Origin of the sequence: Chryseobacterium sp. R2A-55, from assembly GCF_021401085.1 — a bacterium.
Lineage (GTDB): Bacteria > Bacteroidota > Bacteroidia > Flavobacteriales > Weeksellaceae > Kaistella.
This window is the reverse complement of record NZ_JACBFP010000001.1, coordinates 352,493-373,770: the sequence shown is the minus strand read 5'-3', so window position 1 is coordinate 373,770 and position 21,278 is coordinate 352,493. Positions and strand designations below refer to the sequence as shown.

The following is a 21,278-nucleotide window of genomic DNA, read 5'->3' as shown; positions in this document are numbered from 1 at the left end:
AAAAAATGAAAAAACTCAAAGTGATGACGGTCGTCGGAACCCGTCCCGAAATTATTAGATTAGCGCGCGTTCTTACCGCACTCGATCATTCCGAAGCCGTGGAACATGTCATTGTTCATACCGGCCAAAATTATGATTATGAGCTCAACCAAATTTTTTTTGAAGATTTAGGTCTGAGAAAACCGGACTATTTTTTGGACGCTGCAGGAAAAACCGCAACAGAAACCGTTGGAAATATTTTAATTAAAATCGATCCGCTTTTGGAAGAATTAAAACCGGATGCATTTTTGGTTTTAGGCGACACCAACTCTTGTCTTTGCGCGATTCCCGCCAAGAAAAGACAAATCCCCATTTTCCACATGGAGGCCGGAAACCGCTGCTTCGATCAAAGAGTTCCCGAAGAAACCAACCGTAAAATTGTAGATCACACCGCAGATATTAATTTGACGTACAGCGATATCGCCAGAGAATATCTTTTAAGGGAAGGACTTCCGGCAGACAGAATCATCAAAACCGGTTCGCCAATGTTTGAGGTGCTGAATCATTATCTACCGGGAATTGAAAAGTCCGATGTCCTTTCACGATTGAATTTAGAAGAAGGAAAATATTTCGTCATCAGTTCACATCGTGAAGAAAACATCAATTCCGAAAAGAATTTTTACGGTTTGATGAAAAGTTTAAATACGATTGCCGAAAAATATGGTTACCAGATCATCGTTTCCACGCATCCGCGGACACGTAATATGATTGACAAAAAGCAAATCCAGATGCGTCCTGAAATCCAATTTCTAAAACCGCTCGGGTTTTTGGATTACAACGCGCTTCAAATGAGGAGCTTCGCAGTTCTTTCAGATTCCGGAACGATTTCAGAGGAATCATCGATCCTCAACTTTAGAGCATTGAATATTCGCGAAGCCCATGAAAGACCTGAAGCAATGGAAGAAGCAAGCGTAATGATGGTGGGACTTTCGTCGGAAAGAATCTTACAGGGACTTGCACAGCTTCAGCAACAAAAAACCGGCGCTGAAAGAAACTACAGAAGAGTTTCCGACTATTCCATGCCGAATGTTTCGGAAAAAGTTGTACGGATCATTTTGAGTTATACAGATTATGTGAACCGTGTGGTTTGGAGTAAAAATTTATGAGCAATAATTTTTTCTATATCGCCCAGTTTTTTACACCGGAACCTTACCTAAAAGATATTACATTTATTAAAAAAATTAAGGACAAAGGTTGGAACCCCATTGTCATCACCGGTTTTCCCAATTATCCCAAAGGTAAAATCTATGAAGGATATCAAAACCGGCTTTTTTCCGAAGAAAGGATGGATGGCATTCAGGTGATTCGGGTTTTTACTTACGCAGATCATAGTTTGAGCAGCATCAAGAGGACTCTGAATTATTTTGTGTTCGGAATTTTCGCTTCATTCGCAATTCTAAAATATGGCCGAAGAGACAGCTTTTACTACATTTTGCAGTCTTCACCTTTTGTGGTCTTTTGTGCATGGATGGTGAATTTATTCAAGCCAAACTCCAAAACGCTTTTGGATATTCAGGACGTTTTCCCTGAAAACATTAGGGTTTCCGGATTCATCAAGTCGAAAAGGATCATTCATTTGTTGGATTTTTTGCTGGATCGCTTCTATTACAAAGCGTTTGATCTGTTTGTTACGGTTTCAGAAAGTTTTAGAAAAATCGTGACCCATAAGAATATTTCGCCCGACCGGATACTGACCCTTTATAATTGGTCAATGGTGGAAAAAGCTCCAGATCAGCAAAAAGAAGAGTACCGATTTCAAACCGATGGTTTTAATATTGTGTACGCCGGAAATATTGGGGTGCATCAGGGTTTGTCAAAATTAGCAGTGGGAATGAGCTCTATTGTGCAAAAAAATCCCAATATCTTCTTTCATTTTTTTGGCGACGGGACTGATTTTGAAAAATTGAAAGCAGCGACGGCTGGAAACTCAAATGTGATTTTGCATGGCCGGGTGTCAAGCACTGAAATTTGCAAATATTTGGATGGTGCGGATATTTTGTTTTTGCACCTCATCAAAGATCCTATTTATGAATGCATTATTCCGTCAAAATTGCAGACCTATATCGAAGTGGGAAAACCAATTTTGGCGGGCATTGAAGGTGAGCCGAGAGCTTTTATTACCGATCACCAAATTGGTGAAGCATTTAACTCGGAAGACCAGGAGGATTTTGAGAAAGCGGTATTACGGATAATTGACTATTCACAAGAGGAAATCACCGAAATTTGCCAAAGAAGTTTAATTTTGTATCAGAGTCAGTTTTCACGCCAGGCGGGTGCTGACCGCGTTGATCAATTCATCAGAAAACATAGCTAATGAATGTTAGTGTTGCCACCAAAAAAGATATCGATTCCATTGTTGAAGTGCATTTGGAAAGCTTCCCTTCTTTTTTTCTGACGAGTTTAGGGAAACCTTTTTTTAAGACCTTTTACAAGGCATTTCTAAAGAATCCGGCAATTCTGCTGGTCTTGGAAGATGAAGGCACCGTTAAAGGTTTCGCGGCGGGAAGCAGAGACAACCGTTCATTCTTCCCTAAACTTTTGAAAAATAATTGGGTGGAGTTTGCGCAGGCCGGAATGAAAATATTGTTGACCAATCCGGCAGCTTTGAAAAGAATGGCGTCAAATGCAGGTAAATCTGAAAAAAATAATCTTATTTTTGCAAAGCCATAAAAAAGGATTTTTAATTTTAGAAAATATTGTTGTGGCCTACATTCTACATCATTCGAGTTGGAATAAGGAACTTCGAATGAATGAATAATAATTATTGCTCATATAGAATTTAATGAAGATGCAAGGAACTCCGAAAAAAATTGTTTTATTGGTAAATGATAGTTACTTTTCTTATTTATTGGCGAAAGATTTAATTGATAAGCATCATTCGGAAATTGATAAAATTGTTTTTTCAAAAGCTATTAAGAATTCAAGAGAAAAAATTTTTGATATTTTCAAGAAAGCGTCCCTGCGTTTTTTTGTGTATCGTGTGTTCGTTTTTTTTCTAACGAATTTTTTTTACCGAAAACATACCGTAGGATATTTGGCAAAAAAATATAAAATCTGCGTTACAAATATCGAGAAGCTTAAAGATTTTGATTTTGAAGGAAAAATGTACGATATTGGCTTCGCTTTTAATTTTGATATCATTATTAATGAAGGGTTTTTGAGGAAAATTAAGAAAGGTGTTTTTAATATTCATGCATCTAAATTACCTCTAGATAAGGGCATCTCGCCTGTTTTATGGGCATTTGCGAGGGGAGATAAGGAAATTTGGTCCACCATTTATAAGATTGATAAGGGCATCGACACAGGTGATATTTTCAGACAGTTCAGAATTGATGTACAGGAAAATGACAGTGCTTTTTCCCTTTATGAAAGAGTTTGTCAAATCAGTGGAAAAGAATTGGAGCAAAGTTTTTCTGAATTAATCAATGAACCTACTTTACAAAAGCCCAAAGAAATAAATTTTGAATCTTATTTTTCATGGCCTGATAAGAATTTTGAAAAAATGTTAATTGCAAATAAACGTAAGTTGTTTAAATTTATGGATTTATGGATATCAAAAAAGAACTAAAATATGAAAATCCCTTTCTCACCTCCTTACATTGACGATGATGTGATCTCCGAAGTGGTGGACACGCTTCAGTCTGGATGGATCACAACCGGCCCGAAAGTAAAGGCGCTGGAAGGAGAAGTATGCGAACTGACTGGCATTTCCAATGCATTGTGTGTCAACTCGTGGACTTCCGGAGCGATCCTGATCATGAAGTGGTTTGGAATCAAGGAAGGGGATGAGGTGATTATTCCGGCATATACCTACAGCGCAACCGCTTTGGCCGTTCTTCATTGTGGCGGAACGCCCGTGATGGTAGATGTGAAAGACGACTTCACCGTGGATCCGGAAAAAATAAGGGCGGCAATCACCGACAAAACAAAGGTGATCATGCCGGTAGATATCGCAGGGCTTCCTTGTGATTACGACCCAATCAATGAACTTATTCATGCGGAAGAGATCAGGAAATTATTTCATCCTACTTCTGAAAATCAGAAAAAATTGGGGCGGATTCTGGTGCTTTCAGATGCGGCACACTCTATCGGTGCAACTTATGGCGGAAAACCAACCGGAGTTTTAACGGATATCACCATTTTCTCTTTCCACGCCGTAAAAAACATCACTTCTGCAGAAGGTGGCGCGATCTGCATCAATCTTCCAGAACCTTTTGACAATGCCGAAGAATACAAAACGATGCGTCTTTGGACTTTGAATGGTCAGACTAAAGATGCCTTCACCAAATCGCAGGGCGGAGGAAGCAGCTGGAAATACGATATTGTCTTTCAAGGCCTGAAAGTGAATATGCCCGATGTTTGCGCGGCAATTGCTTTAGCTCAAATCAGAAATTATAAAACGGAACTGCTTCCAGAAAGAAAAAGGGTTGCCGAACGATATCATGAATTCTTCAGCAAAAAGAAATGGGCGCAGTTGCCGGTCATTGAAGATGCTAAAAGAAAAGCATGTGATCATCTTTATGCGCTGAGAATCAATGGAATTACTGAGGGGCAGAGAGATGCGATGATGGTTTCGATTGCTGAAGATGGGGTTTCTGTGAACGTGCACTTTATTCCAATGCCGATGCTGACTTTATTTAAGGATTTAGGTTATAAAATTGCGGATTATCCGGTAGCATATGATAATTTTTCGCGCGAAATTTCACTGCCGATCTATCCGCAGTTAACGGACGAGCAAATTGATTTCATCTGTCAAACCATTGAGAGCGCCTACGAGAAAATTTTGGTCAATGAAGCGGCTGTTTGATATTGTTTTTTCTTGTTTTGGCATCCTGATCCTTTCGCCATTTTTCATCATTATTTCCATCATGATTTTGCTGGACAGCAAAGGGGGAATTCTTTACAAACAGGAGCGTACTGGAAAAGGAGGTCAAATTTTCAGGGTCTTAAAATTCCGGACCATGCGACCGGATTCCTTTGCCAAAGGAGCACTCACTGTTGGGAGTCGGGATCCCAGAATTACCAACGTTGGATATTACTTAAGGAAATATAAGCTTGATGAACTTCCACAGCTATTCAACGTATTATTTGGTGAGATGTCATTTGTGGGACCTCGGCCGGAAGTCAAGAAATATACCGATCTGTATAATGAAGAGCAGAAAAAAGTCTTATCTGTAGTTCCGGGAATTACCGATTATGCCTCGATCAAATTTCGAAATGAAAATGATTTGCTCTCCGCAAGTGAGAATCCCGAAAAATTATACATCGAGGAAATAATGCCTGAAAAGCTTGAGTTGAACCTGAAATATATTGGCGATCATAATGTCTTCAAGGACATCAAGATTATTTTTGACACTTTTTATACCATAATCAAACACTGAGCATGATAATCAAACCAACTCCTCTCAAAGACTGCTATATCATAGAACCCACCCTGTTCGAAGACGAGCGCGGATATTTCTACGAAAAATTTAACGAAAAAAAATTCGAAGAACTCACCGGATTGAATGGTCATTTCGTTCAGGATAATATCTCTAAATCTTCATACGGAGTTTTGCGGGGCATCCATTTACAGAAAGGCGACCACGCACAGGCAAAACTGGTTTCTTGTTTGGAGGGGAAGGTTTTTGATGTTGCAGTAGATTTAAGAAAAGATTCACCAACTTTCGGCAAATGGTTCGGAGCTGAGCTTTCAAGCGAAAATAAATTTCAGTTTTACATTCCCAGAGGCTTTGGACACGGATTTTCTGTCTTATCAGAAACTGCGGTTTTCGCCTATAAATGCGACAATTATTACAATCAAGAATCAGAAGGCGGAGTGTTATGGAACGATCCGGAACTCCAAATCGACTGGAAACTACCCGCAGAAGCAGTTATCCTTTCCGAAAAAGATAAAAACCTCCCGAAATTCAGCGAAAGAAACTTTTAGTGCTAATCTGACTAAACCACTCATTCATTTCAATAATCAACCACTCAAAATGAACTCAATCATCATAACCGGCGGCGCCGGATTCATCGGATCTCACGTCGTTCGCGAATTTGTGAAGAACCTTCCGCATACCAAAATCATCAATTTGGATGCGTTGACCTACGCCGGAAATCTAGAAAATTTGAAAGATATCGAAAACGAGTCAAATTACGTTTTCGAGAAAGCAGATATCACAAAAACGGAAGAGCTCAGAAAGGTCTTTGAAAAATACAACCCTGATGCAATTGTCCATTTAGCTGCAGAATCTCATGTGGACCGAAGCATCACCGATCCCAATGCATTTATCAATACCAATGTAAACGGAACCGCCAATTTGTTGAATTTGGCAAAAGAATTCTGGACTTTGAATCCCGATCATCAGCATGGGAATTTTCCGGATGAAAAAAGAAAAAATCTTTTCTACCATGTTTCTACTGACGAAGTTTATGGTGCATTGGGAGAAACCGGATTCTTCACCGAAGAAACTCCTTATGACCCAAAATCACCATATTCCGCTTCAAAAGCGGCTTCTGATCATTTGGTAAGAGCGTATGGGAATACGTATGGAATGCCTTTTATCATTTCAAACTGCTCCAACAATTACGGTCCGAACCATTTTCCGGAAAAATTGATTCCGCTTTGCATCCACAATATCTTGAACGAAAAACCGCTTCCAATCTATGGCGACGGAAAATATACGAGAGATTGGCTTTATGTCATCGACCATGCAAAAGCAATCTTCCAGATTTTCCATGAAGCAAAAACCGGCGAAACCTACAATATCGGCGGCTGGAACGAATGGCAGAACATCAACTTGGTGAAAGAACTCATCAGGCAAGTGGATGAAAAAACCGGAAAACCTGCAGGATATTCTGAAAAACTGATCACTTTCGTGAAAGACAGACCGGGACACGACAAACGCTACGCCATCGACGCTACAAAACTGGCAAACGATTTAGGTTGGAAACCTTCAGTCACTTTCGAGGAAGGACTAGGAAAAACAATCGATTGGTTCTTGGAAAACAAAGAATGGCTGGAACATGTAACTTCGGGCGATTATCAAAAGTATTACAATAAACAGTATAATTAAGGAATTGAGCAGGGAGTAATTGAGTCTGGAGGGAATGAGTTGGGAGGGAATCAGTTGGTGGGTTTAAAAAACTTAAGAAATAGTTTTATTTTAAGTATTTTTGAGAATAAAATTATATACCATGGGTTATGTCAGATTTCACAAAGATTTGATAGTTTATCAAAAGTCATTTAATGCTGCGATGGAGATTTATTATCTCTCAAGAAAATTCCCTAAAGAAGAAACATATTCGCTAACAGATCAAATTCGCAGATCTTCTAGGTCGGTTTGTGCCAATTTGACTGAAGCATGGCGAAAAAGAAGATATGAAAAATTATTTGTCAATAAATTAACTGATTCGGATGGTGAAGCTGGTGAAACTCAAAACTGGTTAGATTTTGCTTTTGCTTGCGAATATATTGATGAACAAACTTATGCCAAATTATATAAAGAATATGATGAAATACTCGCCATTTTAGTATCAATGGTTAATGATTCTAAGAAATGGACTTTCAATCCAAAACTTTAATTCAAAATTACCCCACTCAATTACTCAATTACTCAATAACTCAATTACTCAATAATTCAAAAACTCCTCACTAAATCACTCAAATACTAATTATGAAGGGTATAATATTAGCCGGCGGCTCCGGAACCAGACTTTATCCACTCACCATCGCTGTCAGCAAACAACTCATGCCGGTTTATGACAAACCCATGATTTATTATCCACTTTCCACGCTGCTTTTGGCGGGAATTAATGAAATTTTGATCATTACCACGCCGCACGATCAGGAGGCGTTTAAAAAGCTTTTGGGAGACGGTTCGCAAATCGGCTGCAGATTCGAATATAAAGTACAGCCAAGTCCGGATGGATTGGCTCAGGCTTTTATTTTGGGCGAAGAATTCATCGGGGATGATTCCGTGGCCTTGGTTTTGGGTGACAATATTTTCTACGGAACCGGACTGGCAAAATTGCTGGAAAGTAAGACCAATGTGGAAGGAGGCTGCGTTTTTGCCTATTCCGTAACTGATCCGGAACGATATGGAGTGGTGGCATTCGATGAAAACAATAAAGCAATTTCTATTGAGGAAAAACCGGAGCATCCGAAATCAAACTATGCGGTTCCCGGACTTTATTTCTATGATAATTCCGTGGTGGAAATCGCGAAAAATCTGGAACCTTCACCAAGAGGCGAGCTGGAGATCACGGATGTCAACCGAATTTATTTGGAAAAAGGAAAATTGGAAGTTGGCGTGATGTCACGCGGAACAGCCTGGCTGGATACCGGAACGTTTGACTCGCTGCATGAAGCGTCTCAGTTTGTAAGTGTTTTGGAAAAAAGACAGGGTTTTAAGATTTCCTGCATCGAAGAAATCGCCTATAAAAAAGGATTCATCAATAAGGAACAGTTACTGAAATCCGCTGAAAAATACGGAAAATCTGGCTATGGTGAATATCTGAAATCGCTTATTTAAGTAGTTTTCACTCCAGTAAAAAGACTTCAAACCAGGAATTGAAGTCTTTTTTTATTGCTAAATTTGCACCCTTAAAAGTTATTGGTTTTGAATTGTTTTAAACCAACTGAACTAATTGAACAAAGATTATGAGAACAAAATCCACCGGAAGAAAAAAAATCAATATTGTCACTTTGGGATGCTCTAAAAATGTAGTGGATTCAGAAGTATTGATGGGGCAGTTGAAAGCCAACGGCAAAGAAGTCGTACACGAAGAGCGCGGCGATGTCGTGGTGATCAACACCTGCGGATTTATCGACAATGCCAAACAGGAAAGTATTGATACGATCCTGGATTTTGTAGAGGCAAAAAATCGCGGCGAAGTAGAGAAAGTCTTTGTTACAGGATGTCTTTCTGAAAGATATAAACCCGATTTGGAAAGAGAGATCCCCGATGTGGATCAATATTTCGGAACCCGGGATTTGCCGCTTTTGCTCAAACAGCTTGGAGCAGATTACAAACACGAACTGGTAGGGGAAAGGTTGACAACCACTCCGCAACATTATGCGTATTTGAAAATCTCGGAAGGTTGTGACCGACCCTGTTCTTTTTGCGCCATTCCTTTAATGAGGGGAGGAAATATCTCGAAACCGATTGAAGAATTAGTGATTGAAACTCAAAAATTAGCCCGCAAAGGCGTGAAAGAACTGATTCTTATCGCTCAGGATCTGACTTATTACGGACTTGATCTCTATAAAAAGAGGGCGCTCGCTGATTTGTTGAAGGAATTGGTAAAAGTGGAAGGAATTGAGTGGATCAGACTGCATTATGCTTTCCCAACCGGATTTCCCGAAGACGTTTTAGAAATCATTAAAAATGAAAAGAAAGTCTGCAACTATATTGATATTCCTTTGCAGCATATCAACTCCAATATTTTGAAGGCCATGAAGCGCGGAACTTCACATGAAAAAACCAATGCACTTCTTACTAAGTTCCGGGAAATGGTTCCGGACATGGCGATCAGAACAACTCTGATTTGCGGTTTTCCGGGAGAATCGGAAGAGGATTTCCAGGAAATGAAGGACTGGGTTCGAGTGCAGAGATTTGACAGGTTGGGCTGTTTCACGTATTCACATGAGGAAAACACCACTGCTTACGAACTGCATGACGATGTTCCACAGGAAATAAAAGAGAAAAGGGTAGAGGAAATCATGGAATTGCAGTCCCAGATTTCTTGGGAGAAAAACCAGGAAAAAATCGGCAAAGTGTTCCGATGCATTTTCGACAGAAAAGAAGGAAATTATTTCGTGGGAAGAACAGAATTTGATTCACCGGATGTGGATAATACTGTTTTGGTCTCGGCGGAAAACACCTATATTTCCGTGGGAGATTTTGCAGATGTGAAAATTACCTCCGCCGAAGAATTTGATTTATACGGAGAATTGGTTTAGCAAATCAGCAAAAACAGGACGAATTTTTATCAAAAACTTATCCGAAAAGAACAATAGAACCTTCAATATTTTTGAGGGTTTTATTTTTTACTAATGATTTGTTGATCAATATGTTATCGTTTGTTTCGGGTGATTATTAGGGGTTAATTAGTTAAAATCATTAACGTTTATCAATGCTTTTTAACGTTTTTTAACAAACCTTGTGAATTCCCATGAATAAAGGAACGAGAAAGATTGTTAACAAAATTTTAAGAATTTGTTAAGAGACTTTAACCGGCGGACTGTTGCGGGTTTTAAATTCAGGATAAATTTGCAGAGTCAAAACCCATAAAATAATTCAAAATGGTGAAAAGAGTAACTCTCGTAATCATAATGATGATTTCAACACTTGGTTTATTCTCTTTCAAGAATAATGCCACAGATGCTAAAAAAACAAGTTTTGCATCGTACTACCACGATAAGTTTAATGGTAGAAAAACAGCAAGCGGAGAGATTTTCAGCAACTCGAAACTTACCGCCGCTCACAGAACGCTTCCTTTTGGTACGGAAATTAAAGTTACCAACCTGAGAAACGGAAAAAGTGTAATAGTAGAAATTAACGACCGCGGTCCTTTCAATTCTTCCAGAGCACTAGACCTTTCCAAAGCAGCGTTCAATTCAATTGGGAACCACGTCCGTGGAGTAATGCCGGTTGAGTATGAAATTGTCGAAAACGATTAACTTTTACGAACTTAAATGACAAAGCCGATTCATGCGAGTCGGCTTTTTTTATTCTGGGATGGTTCAAGTGCTTTTACGAACCAAATTCTTTTTTCCATTCTTCTGCGGCGTTGCACAAATCTTGGTAGAATTCTTCGCCATATTTTCTGATTAATGGTGTTTTCAGGAATTTATAGACCGGAACCTCCAACTCTTTTCCCAGAGCGCAAGCATCGCTGCAAATGGACCATTCGTGGTAATTCAAAGCCGTGAAAGTGGAATATTCGTTCACCCGGATCGGATAGAGGTGACAGGATATCGGTTTTTGCCAATCCACTGCACCGTCTTCGTAAGCTTTTTCAATGCCGCATTTGGTAATGCCTTTTTCATCGAAAATCACATAGGCACATTCGTTTCCATTCACCATCGGCGTCACGTAATCTCCGTCTAGTGGATCAATCGTCCAGGTTCCCTGCTCTTCAATGGCTTTAACCCCTTCCGGGCGGAGATAAGGTTTCACTTTCTGGAAAATCCGATCAAGAATTTCGGTTTCGGATTTATCCAGCGGTGCACCCACATCGCCTTCTACACAACATGCTCCCTTGCATTTGCTGAGGTTGCACACGAATTCTTCTGAAAAAATATCTTCTGAAATTAATTTATTATCCAATTGAATCATTACCGTTTATAATTTATAGTTAGAAATAATTGGTGAGTTTGAAAATCACCAAGCAAAAAATAATCACCCAGAGTCCCAATTCACGCATCCAATATTTAGGTAAAAATCTCAACATTCTGCTGAGCATGATGGAAGCTGGAAGCGCCAGTAAGAGCAGATATTCATAATGCTTTCCCATATAAAGAACAATCGTGGCCAATTGGGCCAGTGTGAAAACCAAGAGAAAGGAATATTTGAATTTGCTGCTTGGACTTTTCAGGTTAAAGTGGTTGAAATGGTCTATGACGGCATAGATCATCATCAAAGCGATGGGTGAAAGCCAAAGCAGCTTAGAGAAATCTTGAGTCGGTTTAAAGTCATAGAAGGGAAAATAGGCGGGATTCCAGGAGTTTAATCCTAAAAAATAGGCGATCGAAAAGTAGGAACCTGCAATTAAGAACATCCCAAAAAGCAGTCTGAAAAAATGAAGACCAATCCGGTCCGAAGTTCCGATAATGTGCAGAATCACGAAAAGTACCATCGGCCAGGTTGTAGGAAGAAAGATGAAATTGATGGCAAGGAAAGCGCCCACCAATAGATACGCATTTTTCCGCACAGACATTTCGGTATTGGTCAAAAGCAGAAGAATGATCGAGTTGGTGAAAAGTGCCACTGAAATCCCAATGTCCAGATCTCCCGGATAAAATGCAAAAACAAATGCCGTATATAGAAAAAGTGGGAGATGGCTTTGATAGTTGAGCGCGATTGTATTAAAACAAAAATATCCCAATGCAACGCCTGCAAAAGTAATTACCGCAGAAATAAAATAGAAGGTGCTGAAATTCAGAATATTAAAGCTGATCACGATCAAAAGTAAAATCCCAATGTAAACTGGAACTGAAAAAATATTGCTTTCCTTTGAAAGTAATCGGAACATTTTTTATAAATTTGTGCAAAGTTAATTTAAAAAAGGAAAATAATGACGTCTTTCTGGCTCCACTTAAGTGATTTGTTTAAATGGTCGTACCGTTTTTTTGATTTTGCGGGAAACTTCATGAACTGGATTCTGTTCATCATCGCATCTGTAATGTTCTGTTATTGGTGCTATGTATTGGTAGCTACCTTAGGCGGTGACAAGGACAAAGCATATCACTCACCAACGGAGGGAAAGCATCCTTATTACGATCCAAACATTATGAAAAAAGGAGAATAAATAATTGATACCTATATTTATTATAAAAATCCCGAAACGCATGAGGTTTCGGGATTTTGTATGTTTTTACTTTCCTGTTTGCCGGGCAATATTTCAGCTGACCGTTTAAAAAATCGGAACCACCAACACCGGAATCGGGGATCTTTTCGTTAATTCCTTGGTCAGACTTCCCACGAAAACATCATACATATTGCTTCTTCCGTGTGAACCCATCACGATGTAGCCGGCATTTTTCGCCTTGGCGTATTCCAAAATAATGTCGCCCGCAATGCCCTGTTTCAAGAGGTGTTCACATTCCACACCATGCGCCAGGATTTTTTGTTCGATGTTGTTTAAGCGAAGAAGCTCTTCCTTGATTTCGTTTTGTTCCACTTCGGGGAAATACTGGAAACCCATATCACCGATCGCAAAACCGATATCGGCCGGAGCAACATGAATCAGGCAGATTTTTCCGTTGGTTTCCTTCGCAAATTTCAGTGCACCTTCAATCAGTTTGTCAGTAGCGTCTGAAAAATCTATGGGCAAAATAATATTGAGCATGACTTTAATTTTTGTTGCTTAAAGTTACAAATATTTTGGGATATGGGAAAATATTTGGTGATTACTGAATCCTTAAATCCAATATTTTGCGGTCTTCCAGATAAGCCTCTAAAATATCGTTTTCAGAGACTTTTCCCACACCTTTCGGTGTTCCGGTGAAAATTAGGTCACCTGTTCTCAAGGTAAAATACTGTGAAACGAAAGCGATGATTTTTTCAGGCCGGAAGAGCATCATCGAAGTGTTGCCATCCTGTACGCGCTCTTTATTTTTAAGTAAGGAAAAGTGGAGGTTTTTCAGATCAAAATCTTCCTTTTTAAAGAATTCCGAAATCACTGCAGAACCATCGAAACCTTTTGCCAGTTCCCACGGAAGTCCTTTCTCTTTTAATTTCGATTGTACATCGCGCGCCGTGAAATCAATTCCCAAACCGATTTCTTCATAGTGTTTTCCTGCATTTTCTTCCTGGATGTATTTCCCGCCTTTTGAAATTTTTACGACCACTTCCAATTCATAATGAATATCGTCAGAAAATTCAGGAATATAAAAATCAGAACCTTTCTTCAGAACCGCAGTATCAGGTTTCATGAAGATGACCGGATTTTCCGGAATTTCGTTTCCGAGTTCTTTGGCATGTTCGGCGTAATTCCGGCCGATGCAGATAATTTTCATTTTATAATCTAATAATTTAACAAGGTAAAAATGCAGCAATATGTTGAGATACTTCAAACGCAAATGCAGTTGCTGCGCACGTTTGCATCCATTGCAACCACTCAGAATTTACTCCTCAATTGTATTCCGGTCAACACTTTTTTAGTATAGAGTGGAAAGTCCGCCGCCTGAATCCAGCCATAATATCCCAAATCCTTTTGGAACACGTCTTTTACCCGTTGTCCTTTATATTTTCCAAAATTGAAGATTTCTTTGCCATCCCCATCAAAACCGATAAATCCGGCCAGATCCGCGAATTTATTCTGCTGTGAAATCTCACTCAAACCTGCTATTTCATTCGGCAAATCTTCATAATGAGCAACCTGCGCATCCAGAACTTCAAACGTTGCCATCACATCTGCTTCTGCTGAATGGGCGTTTTCCAGCGTTTTGCCGCAATAAAACTGATAGGCAGCGCTCAGATTTCTAGGTTCCATTTTGTGGAAAATCGTTTGTGCATCCACCAATTTGAATTTGCTTAAATCAAAATCGATTCCCGCGCGCAAAAGTTCTTCCACCAAAAGAGGCACATCAAACCGGTTGGAATTGAATCCCCCCAAATCAGCCCCAGAAAGCATCTCCATGATTTTGGACGCAATTTCCTTGAATTTCGGGGCCTCTTTCACATCTTCATCATAAATTCCGTGGATGGCACTCGCGTCTGCTGGAATAGACCTTTCAGGATTCACGAGCCAGGTCCTGCTTTCACGCGACGCATCCGGATTCACTTTTAGGATGCAGATTTCCACAATGCGGTCTTTTCCGACAGTGATTCCGGTGGTTTCCAGATCGAAGATGCAGAGTGGCTTATGTAGTTTTAGATTCATAAAATAAGAATGATGGAGGAAACGAAATATTTATTTCAATTGCTTTTGGAAAACCAGTGAGATCAAAATATAGAAGATCATCGTCAGTGGAATTCCGGAGATTCCGAAGAAACTCAAAATCAATACTCCACCGATGACCAAAGCGATTTTCGGATAATTGTCTTCCAGCTTCATCGATTTGAATTTCATGGAAATCATCTTGATAGGCGAAATGAGCAACCAGCACAAAAGAATTGTCAGAATTAGCAGAAATCCGGGACTTTCAAACAAAATGGAAAAACTTTTATGTTCCATGAAAGCGTAATACAGTCCAAAAATCAAAATAGTGTTGGAAGGGGTATTCAGACCTTTAAAATAATACTTTTGCTCTTCATCCAAATTGAAAATGGCCAATCTCAAACACGAAAAAAGAGTGATGAACAGTCCCAGATATTTTAGTTCAAAAGGCAGATTGATTCCTAAAATTTCACTTCCGAACATTTCCAGCGCCTTAAACATGGCAATTCCCGGGAGAAGTCCAAAACTCACCATATCCGCCAATGAATCCAGCTGTACCCCAAGTTCTGAATTGGATTTCATTGCTCTCGCTACAAATCCGTCAAAAAAATCCAGGATGAGCGACAGGAGAATGCAGAGTGCAGTAACCTGATAGTCCCCGTTAATTAAGTGGATGACCCCAATGCTGCCCGAAAAAAGATTTGCTAAGGTAAAGGCATTTGCCAAATTGTTCTTAATGAAGTTCATGAAGGCAAAAGTAATCATTTTTTAGATGCGATCTGCTTTCTGTAATTAGCTTTCAGCGATAAAAAAAGGAAAAATGATCAAGCTGCAAACCATTGCAACCTACCCCAATTGCATCAATGTACACCAATACCTGATAAATCTGAAATTAATGTAAATTTGCAAAATTCTTTTTGAAAAAAAATTAATGAAGGATATTAGATTACAGGAAATTATCACACTTGCTTACCGGATTTTTTTGGCGTTCTTTTTTTATCAGATCGTTCGCTTTTTATTCTGGTTCTTTAATAAAGATCTGATAAAAATAGATTCTTTCTCAGATTATCTTAGCTTGGCATACCACGGGACGGCATTTGATTCCACTGGGATTCTTTATGTGAACTCATTGTTTATTCTGCTGAGTTTGCTGCCGATCCTGATCAACACGAAAAAATATTACCAGAAATTTCTGTTCTGGCTGTATTTTATCATGAACGGAATTGCTTATGGAATGAATTTCGGGGACTTTGTGTATTACAAATTTTCACAGGCCCGTCTCACTACCGCCGCGCTGCATGTGGCAAAGCATGAAAATAATTTAGGGAAGGTATTTATTGCCTCTGTTTTTGAGCATCCTTTCGTGATTTTTTGGTTTGTTGTTTTAATGTTTTCCTGGACTTATTTATATAAAAAGGTGAAGGTTCGGGAGATGAAGCCGCAAAACAGGTGGATATATTTCAGCTCCTCCATCGTCACTTTGTGTATTACTGCGGTTTTGGTGGTGGGTGGAATTCGTGGTGATTTCAAACATTCAACACGCCCCATCAATTTGGTGGACGCCAACAGATTTGTGAAAAATCCTATGCAGGCCAATGTGGTTTTGAACAGTACATTCTCGTTCTTCAGAACCATTGACACCAATAATTTTGAGGAGGTTCATTTTGTGGATGATCAATTTATCCATGACAACATCCATCCCTATAAAATTTATCTAAGGGAAAATGTGGAGCCGAAACCAAATATTGTGATTTTCATTCTTGAAAGTTTTGCGAAAGAATATTCCGGTGCATTTAATAAAAACACTAAAATTAAGGACTTCGTTTCCTATACTCCGTTTTTTGACAGCTTGGCGACCAAGAGTCTGATCGCGACCAACGCTTTTGCCAACGGAAGGCAGTCGATTCACGGAATGAGTTCTGTTTTGGCGGGAATACCGAGTTTGACCGATGCTTTTACCGGTTCACCCTACGCCAACCAGAAAATTCAGTCCATCGTTTCAGTGACCAATGAACTGGGTTATGACACCTCATTTTTTCATGGTGCTCCGAATGGCTCGATGGGTTTTTTAGGATTTGGAAATATTTTGGGGTTCAAACATTACTACGGAAAAACAGAATATAATAATGATGCGGATTTCGACGGGATCTGGGGAATTTGGGACGAACCGTTTTTCCAGTATTTCGCCAGAACTTTGGACCGGAAAAAGTCACCTTTCATGGCAACCATGTTCTCTGTCTCCTCTCACCATCCGTTTAAAATACCTGAAAAATACAGGGGAAAATTCCGGAAAGGACCGCTTGAAATCCACGAACCGATTGGTTATACCGATTATTCATTAAAGAAATTTTTTGAAACTGCCGAAAAAATGCCGTGGTACAGCAATACGATTTTTGTTTTTGTGGCGGATCACACCAATCAGGTCGCCTACCCCGAATACGAAAAGGCCATGAATCGTTACGCGGTTCCAATTTTGTTCTTCTCGCCCAATCCGAAATACAACCTGCATGGCGAAATCACCGAACCAGCCCAGCAAATGGATATTTATCCCACATTGGCAGACTTGATCGGATACAACAAACCCATCCGCAGCTGGGGCAGAAGTTTGGTTTCAGCAGATAAAAATTATATGGTAGTTAATTCCGATTCCATTCAGAATCAGTTTATGATAGGAAACTATATCTATCGTTTTGATGGTAAAGAAGTGAGCGGAATTTATGATATTGCCGACAGGAATCTGGAGAAGAACCTTATGGAAAAAGTAAACAGTCCCGAAATAAAAAAGGGAATTCTACTCTGCAAAGCTTGGTATCAGGATTATATGGACCGGGTGATCAACAGGAAATTGGATTAGGTTAATGATATTTGCAAACTGATGATTAATCCTCAGAAAATTCCATAACTCATTGATAAGTTATGATGCGAATAACGAAAAATTTGCTGTTTAACTTTTTTTATTTACTTTTATCCAATCAAAGATTTAAAATAATATTGAAATGAAAAAAATAATTTTCGCTTTTGTTGCCTTGTTTTTCGCAACATTATCGTATGCACAAATTGAAGGTAAATGGAAAACCATCGACGATGAAACCGGACAGGCAAAATCGATAGTGGAAATCCAGAAAAGAGCTAATGGCCAGTATTACGGAAAAGTAGTGCAGCTGCTTATCAAGCCGGCAGATCCAAACTGCTCTCTCTGCAAAGATGACCGCAAAGGTAAGCCGGTATTGGGAATGGAAATCATCCGCGACCTGAAGAAAGATGGCAGCGAATTCAGTGGTGGCACTATCACAGATCCTAAAACAGGAAAGACTTACAAATGCATCATCAAAAGAGATGGTGATAAACTGGATGTGAGAGGTTACATCGGATTCTCGCTGATCGGTCGCACTCAGACTTGGCACAAAGTGGATTAACAGTTCATCAGTAAATATGACAAAAAGCAACTCTTTCGGGTTGCTTTTTTGTGATTCTAAACTCGAATAATCCCGAAAAAAGCCGTACTTTTGTACTTTAATTTTTTCAACTGATTATGGCAGAATATACTTTTCGAGAAGTGATTGCGCAGGCAATGAGCGAGGAAATGCGTAAAGACGGATCAATTTATCTAATGGGCGAGGAAGTTGCCGAATACAACGGCGCTTATAAAGCGTCCAAAGGAATGTTGGACGAATTCGGCCCAAAAAGGGTAATCGATACTCCCATTGCGGAGCTAGGTTTCTCCGGGATCGCAGTGGGTTCCGCAATGAATGGGAACCGGCCTATTGTGGAATTCATGACTTTCAATTTTTCACTGGTAGGAATTGATCAAATCATCAACAATGCTGCAAAAATCCGCCAAATGAGCGGCGGTCAGTGGAACTGCCCGATCGTTTTCCGTGGACCAACTGCTTCTGCAGGTCAACTGGGTGCAACGCACTCCCAAGCTTTGGAATCCTGGTATGCCAACTGCCCGGGATTGAAAGTAGTGGTTCCATCAAATCCTTATGATGCAAAAGGATTGTTGAAAACAGCGATTCAAGATAATGATCCTGTGATCTTCATGGAGTCCGAGCAAATGTATGGCGACAAAATGGAAATTCCAGAGGAAGAATATTATATCCCACTCGGAAAAGCTGACATTAAAAAAGAAGGAAAAGACGTGACTTTGGTTTCTTTCGGAAAAATCATGAAACTGGCCATTCAGGCCGCTGAAGATTTGGAAAAAGAAGGCATTTCAGTAGAAGTTGTGGATTTAAGAACGGTCCGTCCATTGGATTATGACACGATTCTGAACTCCGTGAAAAAAACAAACCGTTTGGTGATTTTGGAAGAAGCCTGGCCTTTTGCAAGTGTCGCTTCGGAAATCACTTATATGGTGCAGCAAAAAGCGTTCGATTATCTGGATGCGCCGATCAAGAGAATTACCACTCCGGACGCACCCGCTCCGTACTCCGCAGCACTTTTTGCAGAATGGTTCCCAAAACTGGAAAAAGTAAAAGCGGAACTGAAGAAAGCCATGTACATCAAAGCATAAATCGAAAACTCCTGAAAAGGAGTTTTTTTTTTTGTTTCCAGCCTGAAATTTTCCGGATCAAAAATCGTCCACAATTTTTTTTAATCTAAATTTGCACCTTTAAATACACTGTCAATGACTGAAGTTGTAGAAGGTGGTCATCATTTTGATACCAAGAAGCTCACTGCAATAGGTGTGCTGGTTTCTCTGGGAGTAGTTTTTGGGGATATCGGAACATCCCCACTCTATGTGATGAAGGCGATTGTGAACGCATTCAAAGGAGGCACCGCAATGCCTTTCGACGAATATATCGAAGGAGCACTCTCTTGCATCATCTGGACATTGACGATGCAGACCACGATCAAATACGTGATCATCGCATTAAGAGCCGATAACAAAGGCGAAGGTGGAATTCTTTCGCTTTACTCCTTAGTGAAAAGGCTGAAACGGAGATGGCTCTATTTAATTGCGATTCTTGGTGCAGCAACCCTGGTTGCGGACAGTGTGATCACGCCTTCTCTTACCGTGATGTCCGCGGTGGAAGGACTCAAGATTTTCAGCCCCAAAACTCCTGTGGTTGCGATTACTTTGGTGATTTTAGCCATAATCTTCATCGTTCAACAATTCGGAACATCCTCTATAGGGAAGTTTTTCGGACCGGTGATGGTGGTCTGGTTTATGGTAATCGGTGGTTTTGGAGCGATGCATATCTTTGACCATGTAGAAATTTTAAAGGCCTTCAATCCTTATTATGCTTACAACCTGATTAGCCATTCGCCAAGCGCGATAGTGATTATGGGCGCGGTTTTTCTATGTGTGACAGGTGCTGAAGCTTTGTATTCAGATTTAGGTCACTGCGGTAAGCAAAATATCCGCGTAAGTTGGATTTATGTCAAAGTAATGCTGATTCTTAATTATCTGGGACAGGGAGCATGGCTCCTGGACAATCCAAACAAAGTGGCGGAAGGAATCAACCCCATTTTTGGAATCATGCCGGAATGGGCAATCTTACCGGCAGTAATTCTGGCAACCGCAGCCGCAATTATTGCCAGTCAATCTGTGATTACAGGTGCATTCACCATGTTTTCTGAAGCCATGTCGGTTACTTTCTGGCCGAATCAGCAAATCGATTATCCATCCGGGATTAAAGGACAAATGTATATTCCCAGAATCAACTGGGGATTGATGTTGATGTGTTTTATGGTGGTGATTTTCTTTAAAAAATCAGAGGCAATGGAAGCAGCGTATGGCTTGACGATTACCATAACGATGTTAATGACCACAATTCTGCTGTTTTTCTGGTTGGGCAGAATCAAACGGTTCAAATATTTTGCGATTCTTTTCATTATCATTCAACTTTCCATTGAATTCGGATTTTTCTATGCAAATGTGCAGAAGATTTTCGATGGAGGTTGGCTGACTTTGGTTCTGGGCGGATTCATCGCAGTGTGCATGTATGCTTGGTACAACGGAAGATTGATCAAAGCCAAGTTCATCAAGTTTGCAAAACTGGATGATTATGTTTCCATTATCAAGGAGCTGAAACTGGATGAAACCATTCCCAAATACGCCACGAATCTCGCTTTTTTGAGCAGGGCCAAGAAAGAAGACGAAATCGAAACCAAGATCATCTATTCCATCCTACGGAAGCAGCCGAAAAGGGCGGATCACTATTTCATCCTGAACATCATCAACCAGGAAGATCCATATACCTTTAAGTACAATATCGACGAGATTATGCCCGGAACAATTTATCGGGTGAATTTCCTACTGGGTTTTAAGGTGGACCGAAGAATCAATGATTATTTCGACCAGGTTTTGCAAGATATGATGGATGAAGGCACCATCCCGTCCAGAAGTCCGCATCCGTCTCTGAGGGCACACAATGTGCCGCCGGATTTGAAATATGTCATTATCGACAATACCTACATCAACGATACTTTACTGACGGTGAAGGAAAAAATCACGCTCAATATCTATAATTTCGTGAAGTATATCGGAAGTGATGACTTCAAAGCGTGGGGAGTTTCGCCGCACAATGTGGTGGTTGAATCGGCACCGCTTATGGACCAGAAACTGATTACCAAAAAAATCCAGCAGGTGGAGTTCAAGCCATATCAAAACTGAATCTGAATTGTTTTAAATCTGATCCAAT

23 protein-coding genes are annotated in these 21,278 nt (G+C 40.0%); 17 read left to right on the top strand and 6 right to left on the bottom strand.

What is annotated here, in order from left to right; all coding sequences use genetic code 11:
* Positions 1-5 precede the first annotated feature (5 nt).
* From wecB to L0951_RS01685, 12 genes are all read left to right on the top strand, one after another.
* The gene (gene wecB, locus L0951_RS01740) at positions 6-1,145 is read left to right on the top strand and encodes a non-hydrolyzing UDP-N-acetylglucosamine 2-epimerase (protein WP_234109069.1); all 1,140 of its coding nucleotides are present in this window, start codon (positions 6-8) and stop codon (positions 1,143-1,145) included.
* Positions 1,142-2,353: a glycosyltransferase family 4 protein gene (locus L0951_RS01735; protein ID WP_234109068.1), complete on the top strand. Its 1,212-nt coding sequence runs from the start codon at positions 1,142-1,144 to the stop codon at positions 2,351-2,353. Before wecB ends, L0951_RS01735 begins: the two co-directional genes overlap by 4 nt.
* Positions 2,353-2,709, top strand: a complete 357-nt coding sequence (locus tag L0951_RS01730; RefSeq protein WP_234109067.1) for a hypothetical protein — start codon at positions 2,353-2,355, stop codon at positions 2,707-2,709. The genes L0951_RS01735 and L0951_RS01730 overlap by 1 nt, the downstream gene beginning before the upstream one ends.
* A gap of 112 nt (positions 2,710-2,821) precedes the next feature.
* The gene (locus tag L0951_RS01725; protein WP_234109066.1) at positions 2,822-3,607 is read left to right on the top strand and encodes a formyltransferase family protein; all 786 of its coding nucleotides are present in this window, start codon (positions 2,822-2,824) and stop codon (positions 3,605-3,607) included.
* 3 nt (positions 3,608-3,610) lie between these two features.
* Positions 3,611-4,846, top strand: a complete 1,236-nt coding sequence (locus L0951_RS01720; protein ID WP_234109065.1) for a DegT/DnrJ/EryC1/StrS family aminotransferase — start codon at positions 3,611-3,613, stop codon at positions 4,844-4,846.
* Entirely contained in the window at positions 4,830-5,420 is a 591-nt protein-coding gene (locus L0951_RS01715) for a sugar transferase (protein ID WP_234109064.1), read from the top strand. The genes L0951_RS01720 and L0951_RS01715 overlap by 17 nt, the downstream gene beginning before the upstream one ends.
* Before the next feature lie 2 nt (positions 5,421-5,422).
* Entirely contained in the window at positions 5,423-5,968 is a 546-nt protein-coding gene (rfbC, locus tag L0951_RS01710; protein ID WP_234109062.1) for a dTDP-4-dehydrorhamnose 3,5-epimerase, read from the top strand.
* A 49-nt stretch (positions 5,969-6,017) separates the two neighbouring features.
* Complete coding sequence (rfbB, locus tag L0951_RS01705) at positions 6,018-7,097, top strand: dTDP-glucose 4,6-dehydratase (protein WP_234109061.1); 1,080 nt, start codon at positions 6,018-6,020, stop codon at positions 7,095-7,097.
* 121 nt (positions 7,098-7,218) lie between these two features.
* Complete coding sequence (locus tag L0951_RS01700) at positions 7,219-7,605, top strand: four helix bundle protein (protein ID WP_234109060.1); 387 nt, start codon at positions 7,219-7,221, stop codon at positions 7,603-7,605.
* Between the two features lie 92 nt (positions 7,606-7,697).
* Positions 7,698-8,555 carry a glucose-1-phosphate thymidylyltransferase RfbA gene (gene rfbA / locus L0951_RS01695; protein ID WP_234109059.1) on the top strand — a complete coding sequence of 286 codons (858 nt, stop codon included), beginning with the start codon at positions 7,698-7,700 and terminating at the stop codon, positions 8,553-8,555.
* A gap of 128 nt (positions 8,556-8,683) precedes the next feature.
* Positions 8,684-9,985, top strand: coding sequence for a 30S ribosomal protein S12 methylthiotransferase RimO (rimO, locus tag L0951_RS01690; protein WP_234109058.1), 1,302 nt, complete (start codon positions 8,684-8,686; stop codon positions 9,983-9,985).
* Between the two features lie 342 nt (positions 9,986-10,327).
* On the top strand, positions 10,328-10,705 hold the full coding sequence (locus L0951_RS01685) for a septal ring lytic transglycosylase RlpA family protein (RefSeq protein ID WP_234109052.1): 378 nt from the start codon (positions 10,328-10,330) through the stop codon (positions 10,703-10,705).
* A 73-nt stretch (positions 10,706-10,778) separates the two neighbouring features.
* Here the strand turns inward: L0951_RS01685 and L0951_RS01680 are convergent, their stop codons facing one another.
* Both L0951_RS01680 and L0951_RS01675 read right to left on the bottom strand, forming a co-directional pair.
* A complete protein-coding gene (locus L0951_RS01680; RefSeq protein WP_234109051.1) occupies positions 10,779-11,363 on the bottom strand; it encodes a DUF3109 family protein in 585 nt (194 codons plus the stop codon).
* 19 nt (positions 11,364-11,382) lie between these two features.
* Positions 11,383-12,279 (bottom strand): DUF6427 family protein, encoded by an 897-nt coding sequence (locus L0951_RS01675; protein ID WP_234109050.1) that lies wholly within the window; start codon positions 12,277-12,279, stop codon positions 11,383-11,385.
* Positions 12,280-12,321: 42 nt separating this feature from the next.
* Here L0951_RS01675 and L0951_RS01670 point away from each other — a divergent pair, with 42 nt between their 5' ends.
* Positions 12,322-12,555 (top strand): hypothetical protein, encoded by a 234-nt coding sequence (locus tag L0951_RS01670; RefSeq protein ID WP_234109048.1) that lies wholly within the window; start codon positions 12,322-12,324, stop codon positions 12,553-12,555.
* A 105-nt stretch (positions 12,556-12,660) separates the two neighbouring features.
* Here L0951_RS01670 and L0951_RS01665 read toward each other — a convergent pair whose 3' ends face one another.
* From L0951_RS01665 to L0951_RS01650, 4 genes are all read right to left on the bottom strand, one after another.
* Entirely contained in the window at positions 12,661-13,095 is a 435-nt protein-coding gene (locus L0951_RS01665; RefSeq protein WP_234109046.1) for a universal stress protein, read from the bottom strand.
* A 61-nt stretch (positions 13,096-13,156) separates the two neighbouring features.
* A complete protein-coding gene (locus L0951_RS01660; RefSeq protein WP_234109044.1) occupies positions 13,157-13,765 on the bottom strand; it encodes a fumarylacetoacetate hydrolase family protein in 609 nt (202 codons plus the stop codon).
* 101 nt (positions 13,766-13,866) lie between these two features.
* On the bottom strand, positions 13,867-14,631 hold the full coding sequence (locus L0951_RS01655; protein WP_234109042.1) for a 3'-5' exonuclease: 765 nt from the start codon (positions 14,629-14,631) through the stop codon (positions 13,867-13,869).
* Positions 14,632-14,661: 30 nt separating this feature from the next.
* Entirely contained in the window at positions 14,662-15,375 is a 714-nt protein-coding gene (locus tag L0951_RS01650) for a CDP-alcohol phosphatidyltransferase family protein (RefSeq protein WP_234109328.1), read from the bottom strand.
* Positions 15,376-15,559: 184 nt separating this feature from the next.
* Here L0951_RS01650 and L0951_RS01645 point away from each other — a divergent pair, with 184 nt between their 5' ends.
* The 4 genes from L0951_RS01645 to L0951_RS01630 all read left to right on the top strand — a co-directional run bounded on the left by L0951_RS01645 (position 15,560) and on the right by L0951_RS01630 (position 21,250).
* Entirely contained in the window at positions 15,560-17,482 is a 1,923-nt protein-coding gene (locus L0951_RS01645; RefSeq protein WP_234109040.1) for an LTA synthase family protein, read from the top strand.
* A 142-nt stretch (positions 17,483-17,624) separates the two neighbouring features.
* A complete protein-coding gene (locus tag L0951_RS01640; protein WP_234109038.1) occupies positions 17,625-18,044 on the top strand; it encodes a DUF2147 domain-containing protein in 420 nt (139 codons plus the stop codon).
* A 116-nt stretch (positions 18,045-18,160) separates the two neighbouring features.
* Positions 18,161-19,144, top strand: a complete 984-nt coding sequence (locus tag L0951_RS01635) for a pyruvate dehydrogenase complex E1 component subunit beta (RefSeq protein ID WP_234109036.1) — start codon at positions 18,161-18,163, stop codon at positions 19,142-19,144.
* Between the two features lie 114 nt (positions 19,145-19,258).
* The gene (locus L0951_RS01630) at positions 19,259-21,250 is read left to right on the top strand and encodes a KUP/HAK/KT family potassium transporter (RefSeq protein WP_234109034.1); all 1,992 of its coding nucleotides are present in this window, start codon (positions 19,259-19,261) and stop codon (positions 21,248-21,250) included.
* Positions 21,251-21,278: the final 28 nt, after the last annotated feature.

Bases quoted from the DNA above. Each gene is read 5' to 3' on its own strand.
- rimO (WP_234109058.1), top strand. From the start codon at position 8,684: ATGAGAACAAAATCCACCGGAAGAAAAAAAATCAATATTGTCACTTTG.
- L0951_RS01670 (WP_234109048.1), top strand. From the start codon at position 12,322: ATGACGTCTTTCTGGCTCCACTTAAGTGATTTGTTTAAATGGTCGTAC.
- L0951_RS01715 (WP_234109064.1), top strand. From the start codon at position 4,830: ATGAAGCGGCTGTTTGATATTGTTTTTTCTTGTTTTGGCATCCTGATC.
- L0951_RS01725 (WP_234109066.1), top strand. From the start codon at position 2,822: ATGAAGATGCAAGGAACTCCGAAAAAAATTGTTTTATTGGTAAATGAT.
- L0951_RS01665 (WP_234109046.1), bottom strand. From the start codon at position 13,095: ATGCTCAATATTATTTTGCCCATAGATTTTTCAGACGCTACTGACAAA.
- rfbB (WP_234109061.1), top strand. From the start codon at position 6,018: ATGAACTCAATCATCATAACCGGCGGCGCCGGATTCATCGGATCTCAC.
- L0951_RS01645 (WP_234109040.1), top strand. From the start codon at position 15,560: ATGAAGGATATTAGATTACAGGAAATTATCACACTTGCTTACCGGATT.
- L0951_RS01655 (WP_234109042.1), bottom strand. From the start codon at position 14,631: ATGAATCTAAAACTACATAAGCCACTCTGCATCTTCGATCTGGAAACC.
- rfbA (WP_234109059.1), top strand. From the start codon at position 7,698: ATGAAGGGTATAATATTAGCCGGCGGCTCCGGAACCAGACTTTATCCA.
- rfbC (WP_234109062.1), top strand. From the start codon at position 5,423: ATGATAATCAAACCAACTCCTCTCAAAGACTGCTATATCATAGAACCC.
- L0951_RS01700 (WP_234109060.1), top strand. From the start codon at position 7,219: ATGGGTTATGTCAGATTTCACAAAGATTTGATAGTTTATCAAAAGTCA.
- L0951_RS01735 (WP_234109068.1), top strand. From the start codon at position 1,142: ATGAGCAATAATTTTTTCTATATCGCCCAGTTTTTTACACCGGAACCT.
- L0951_RS01640 (WP_234109038.1), top strand. From the start codon at position 17,625: ATGAAAAAAATAATTTTCGCTTTTGTTGCCTTGTTTTTCGCAACATTA.
- L0951_RS01730 (WP_234109067.1), top strand. From the start codon at position 2,353: ATGAATGTTAGTGTTGCCACCAAAAAAGATATCGATTCCATTGTTGAA.
- L0951_RS01635 (WP_234109036.1), top strand. From the start codon at position 18,161: ATGGCAGAATATACTTTTCGAGAAGTGATTGCGCAGGCAATGAGCGAG.
- L0951_RS01685 (WP_234109052.1), top strand. From the start codon at position 10,328: ATGGTGAAAAGAGTAACTCTCGTAATCATAATGATGATTTCAACACTT.
- L0951_RS01680 (WP_234109051.1), bottom strand. From the start codon at position 11,363: ATGATTCAATTGGATAATAAATTAATTTCAGAAGATATTTTTTCAGAA.
- L0951_RS01720 (WP_234109065.1), top strand. From the start codon at position 3,611: ATGAAAATCCCTTTCTCACCTCCTTACATTGACGATGATGTGATCTCC.
- L0951_RS01650 (WP_234109328.1), bottom strand. From the start codon at position 15,375: ATGAACTTCATTAAGAACAATTTGGCAAATGCCTTTACCTTAGCAAAT.
- L0951_RS01660 (WP_234109044.1), bottom strand. From the start codon at position 13,765: ATGAAAATTATCTGCATCGGCCGGAATTACGCCGAACATGCCAAAGAA.
- L0951_RS01630 (WP_234109034.1), top strand. From the start codon at position 19,259: ATGACTGAAGTTGTAGAAGGTGGTCATCATTTTGATACCAAGAAGCTC.
- L0951_RS01675 (WP_234109050.1), bottom strand. From the start codon at position 12,279: ATGTTCCGATTACTTTCAAAGGAAAGCAATATTTTTTCAGTTCCAGTT.
- wecB (WP_234109069.1), top strand. From the start codon at position 6: ATGAAAAAACTCAAAGTGATGACGGTCGTCGGAACCCGTCCCGAAATT.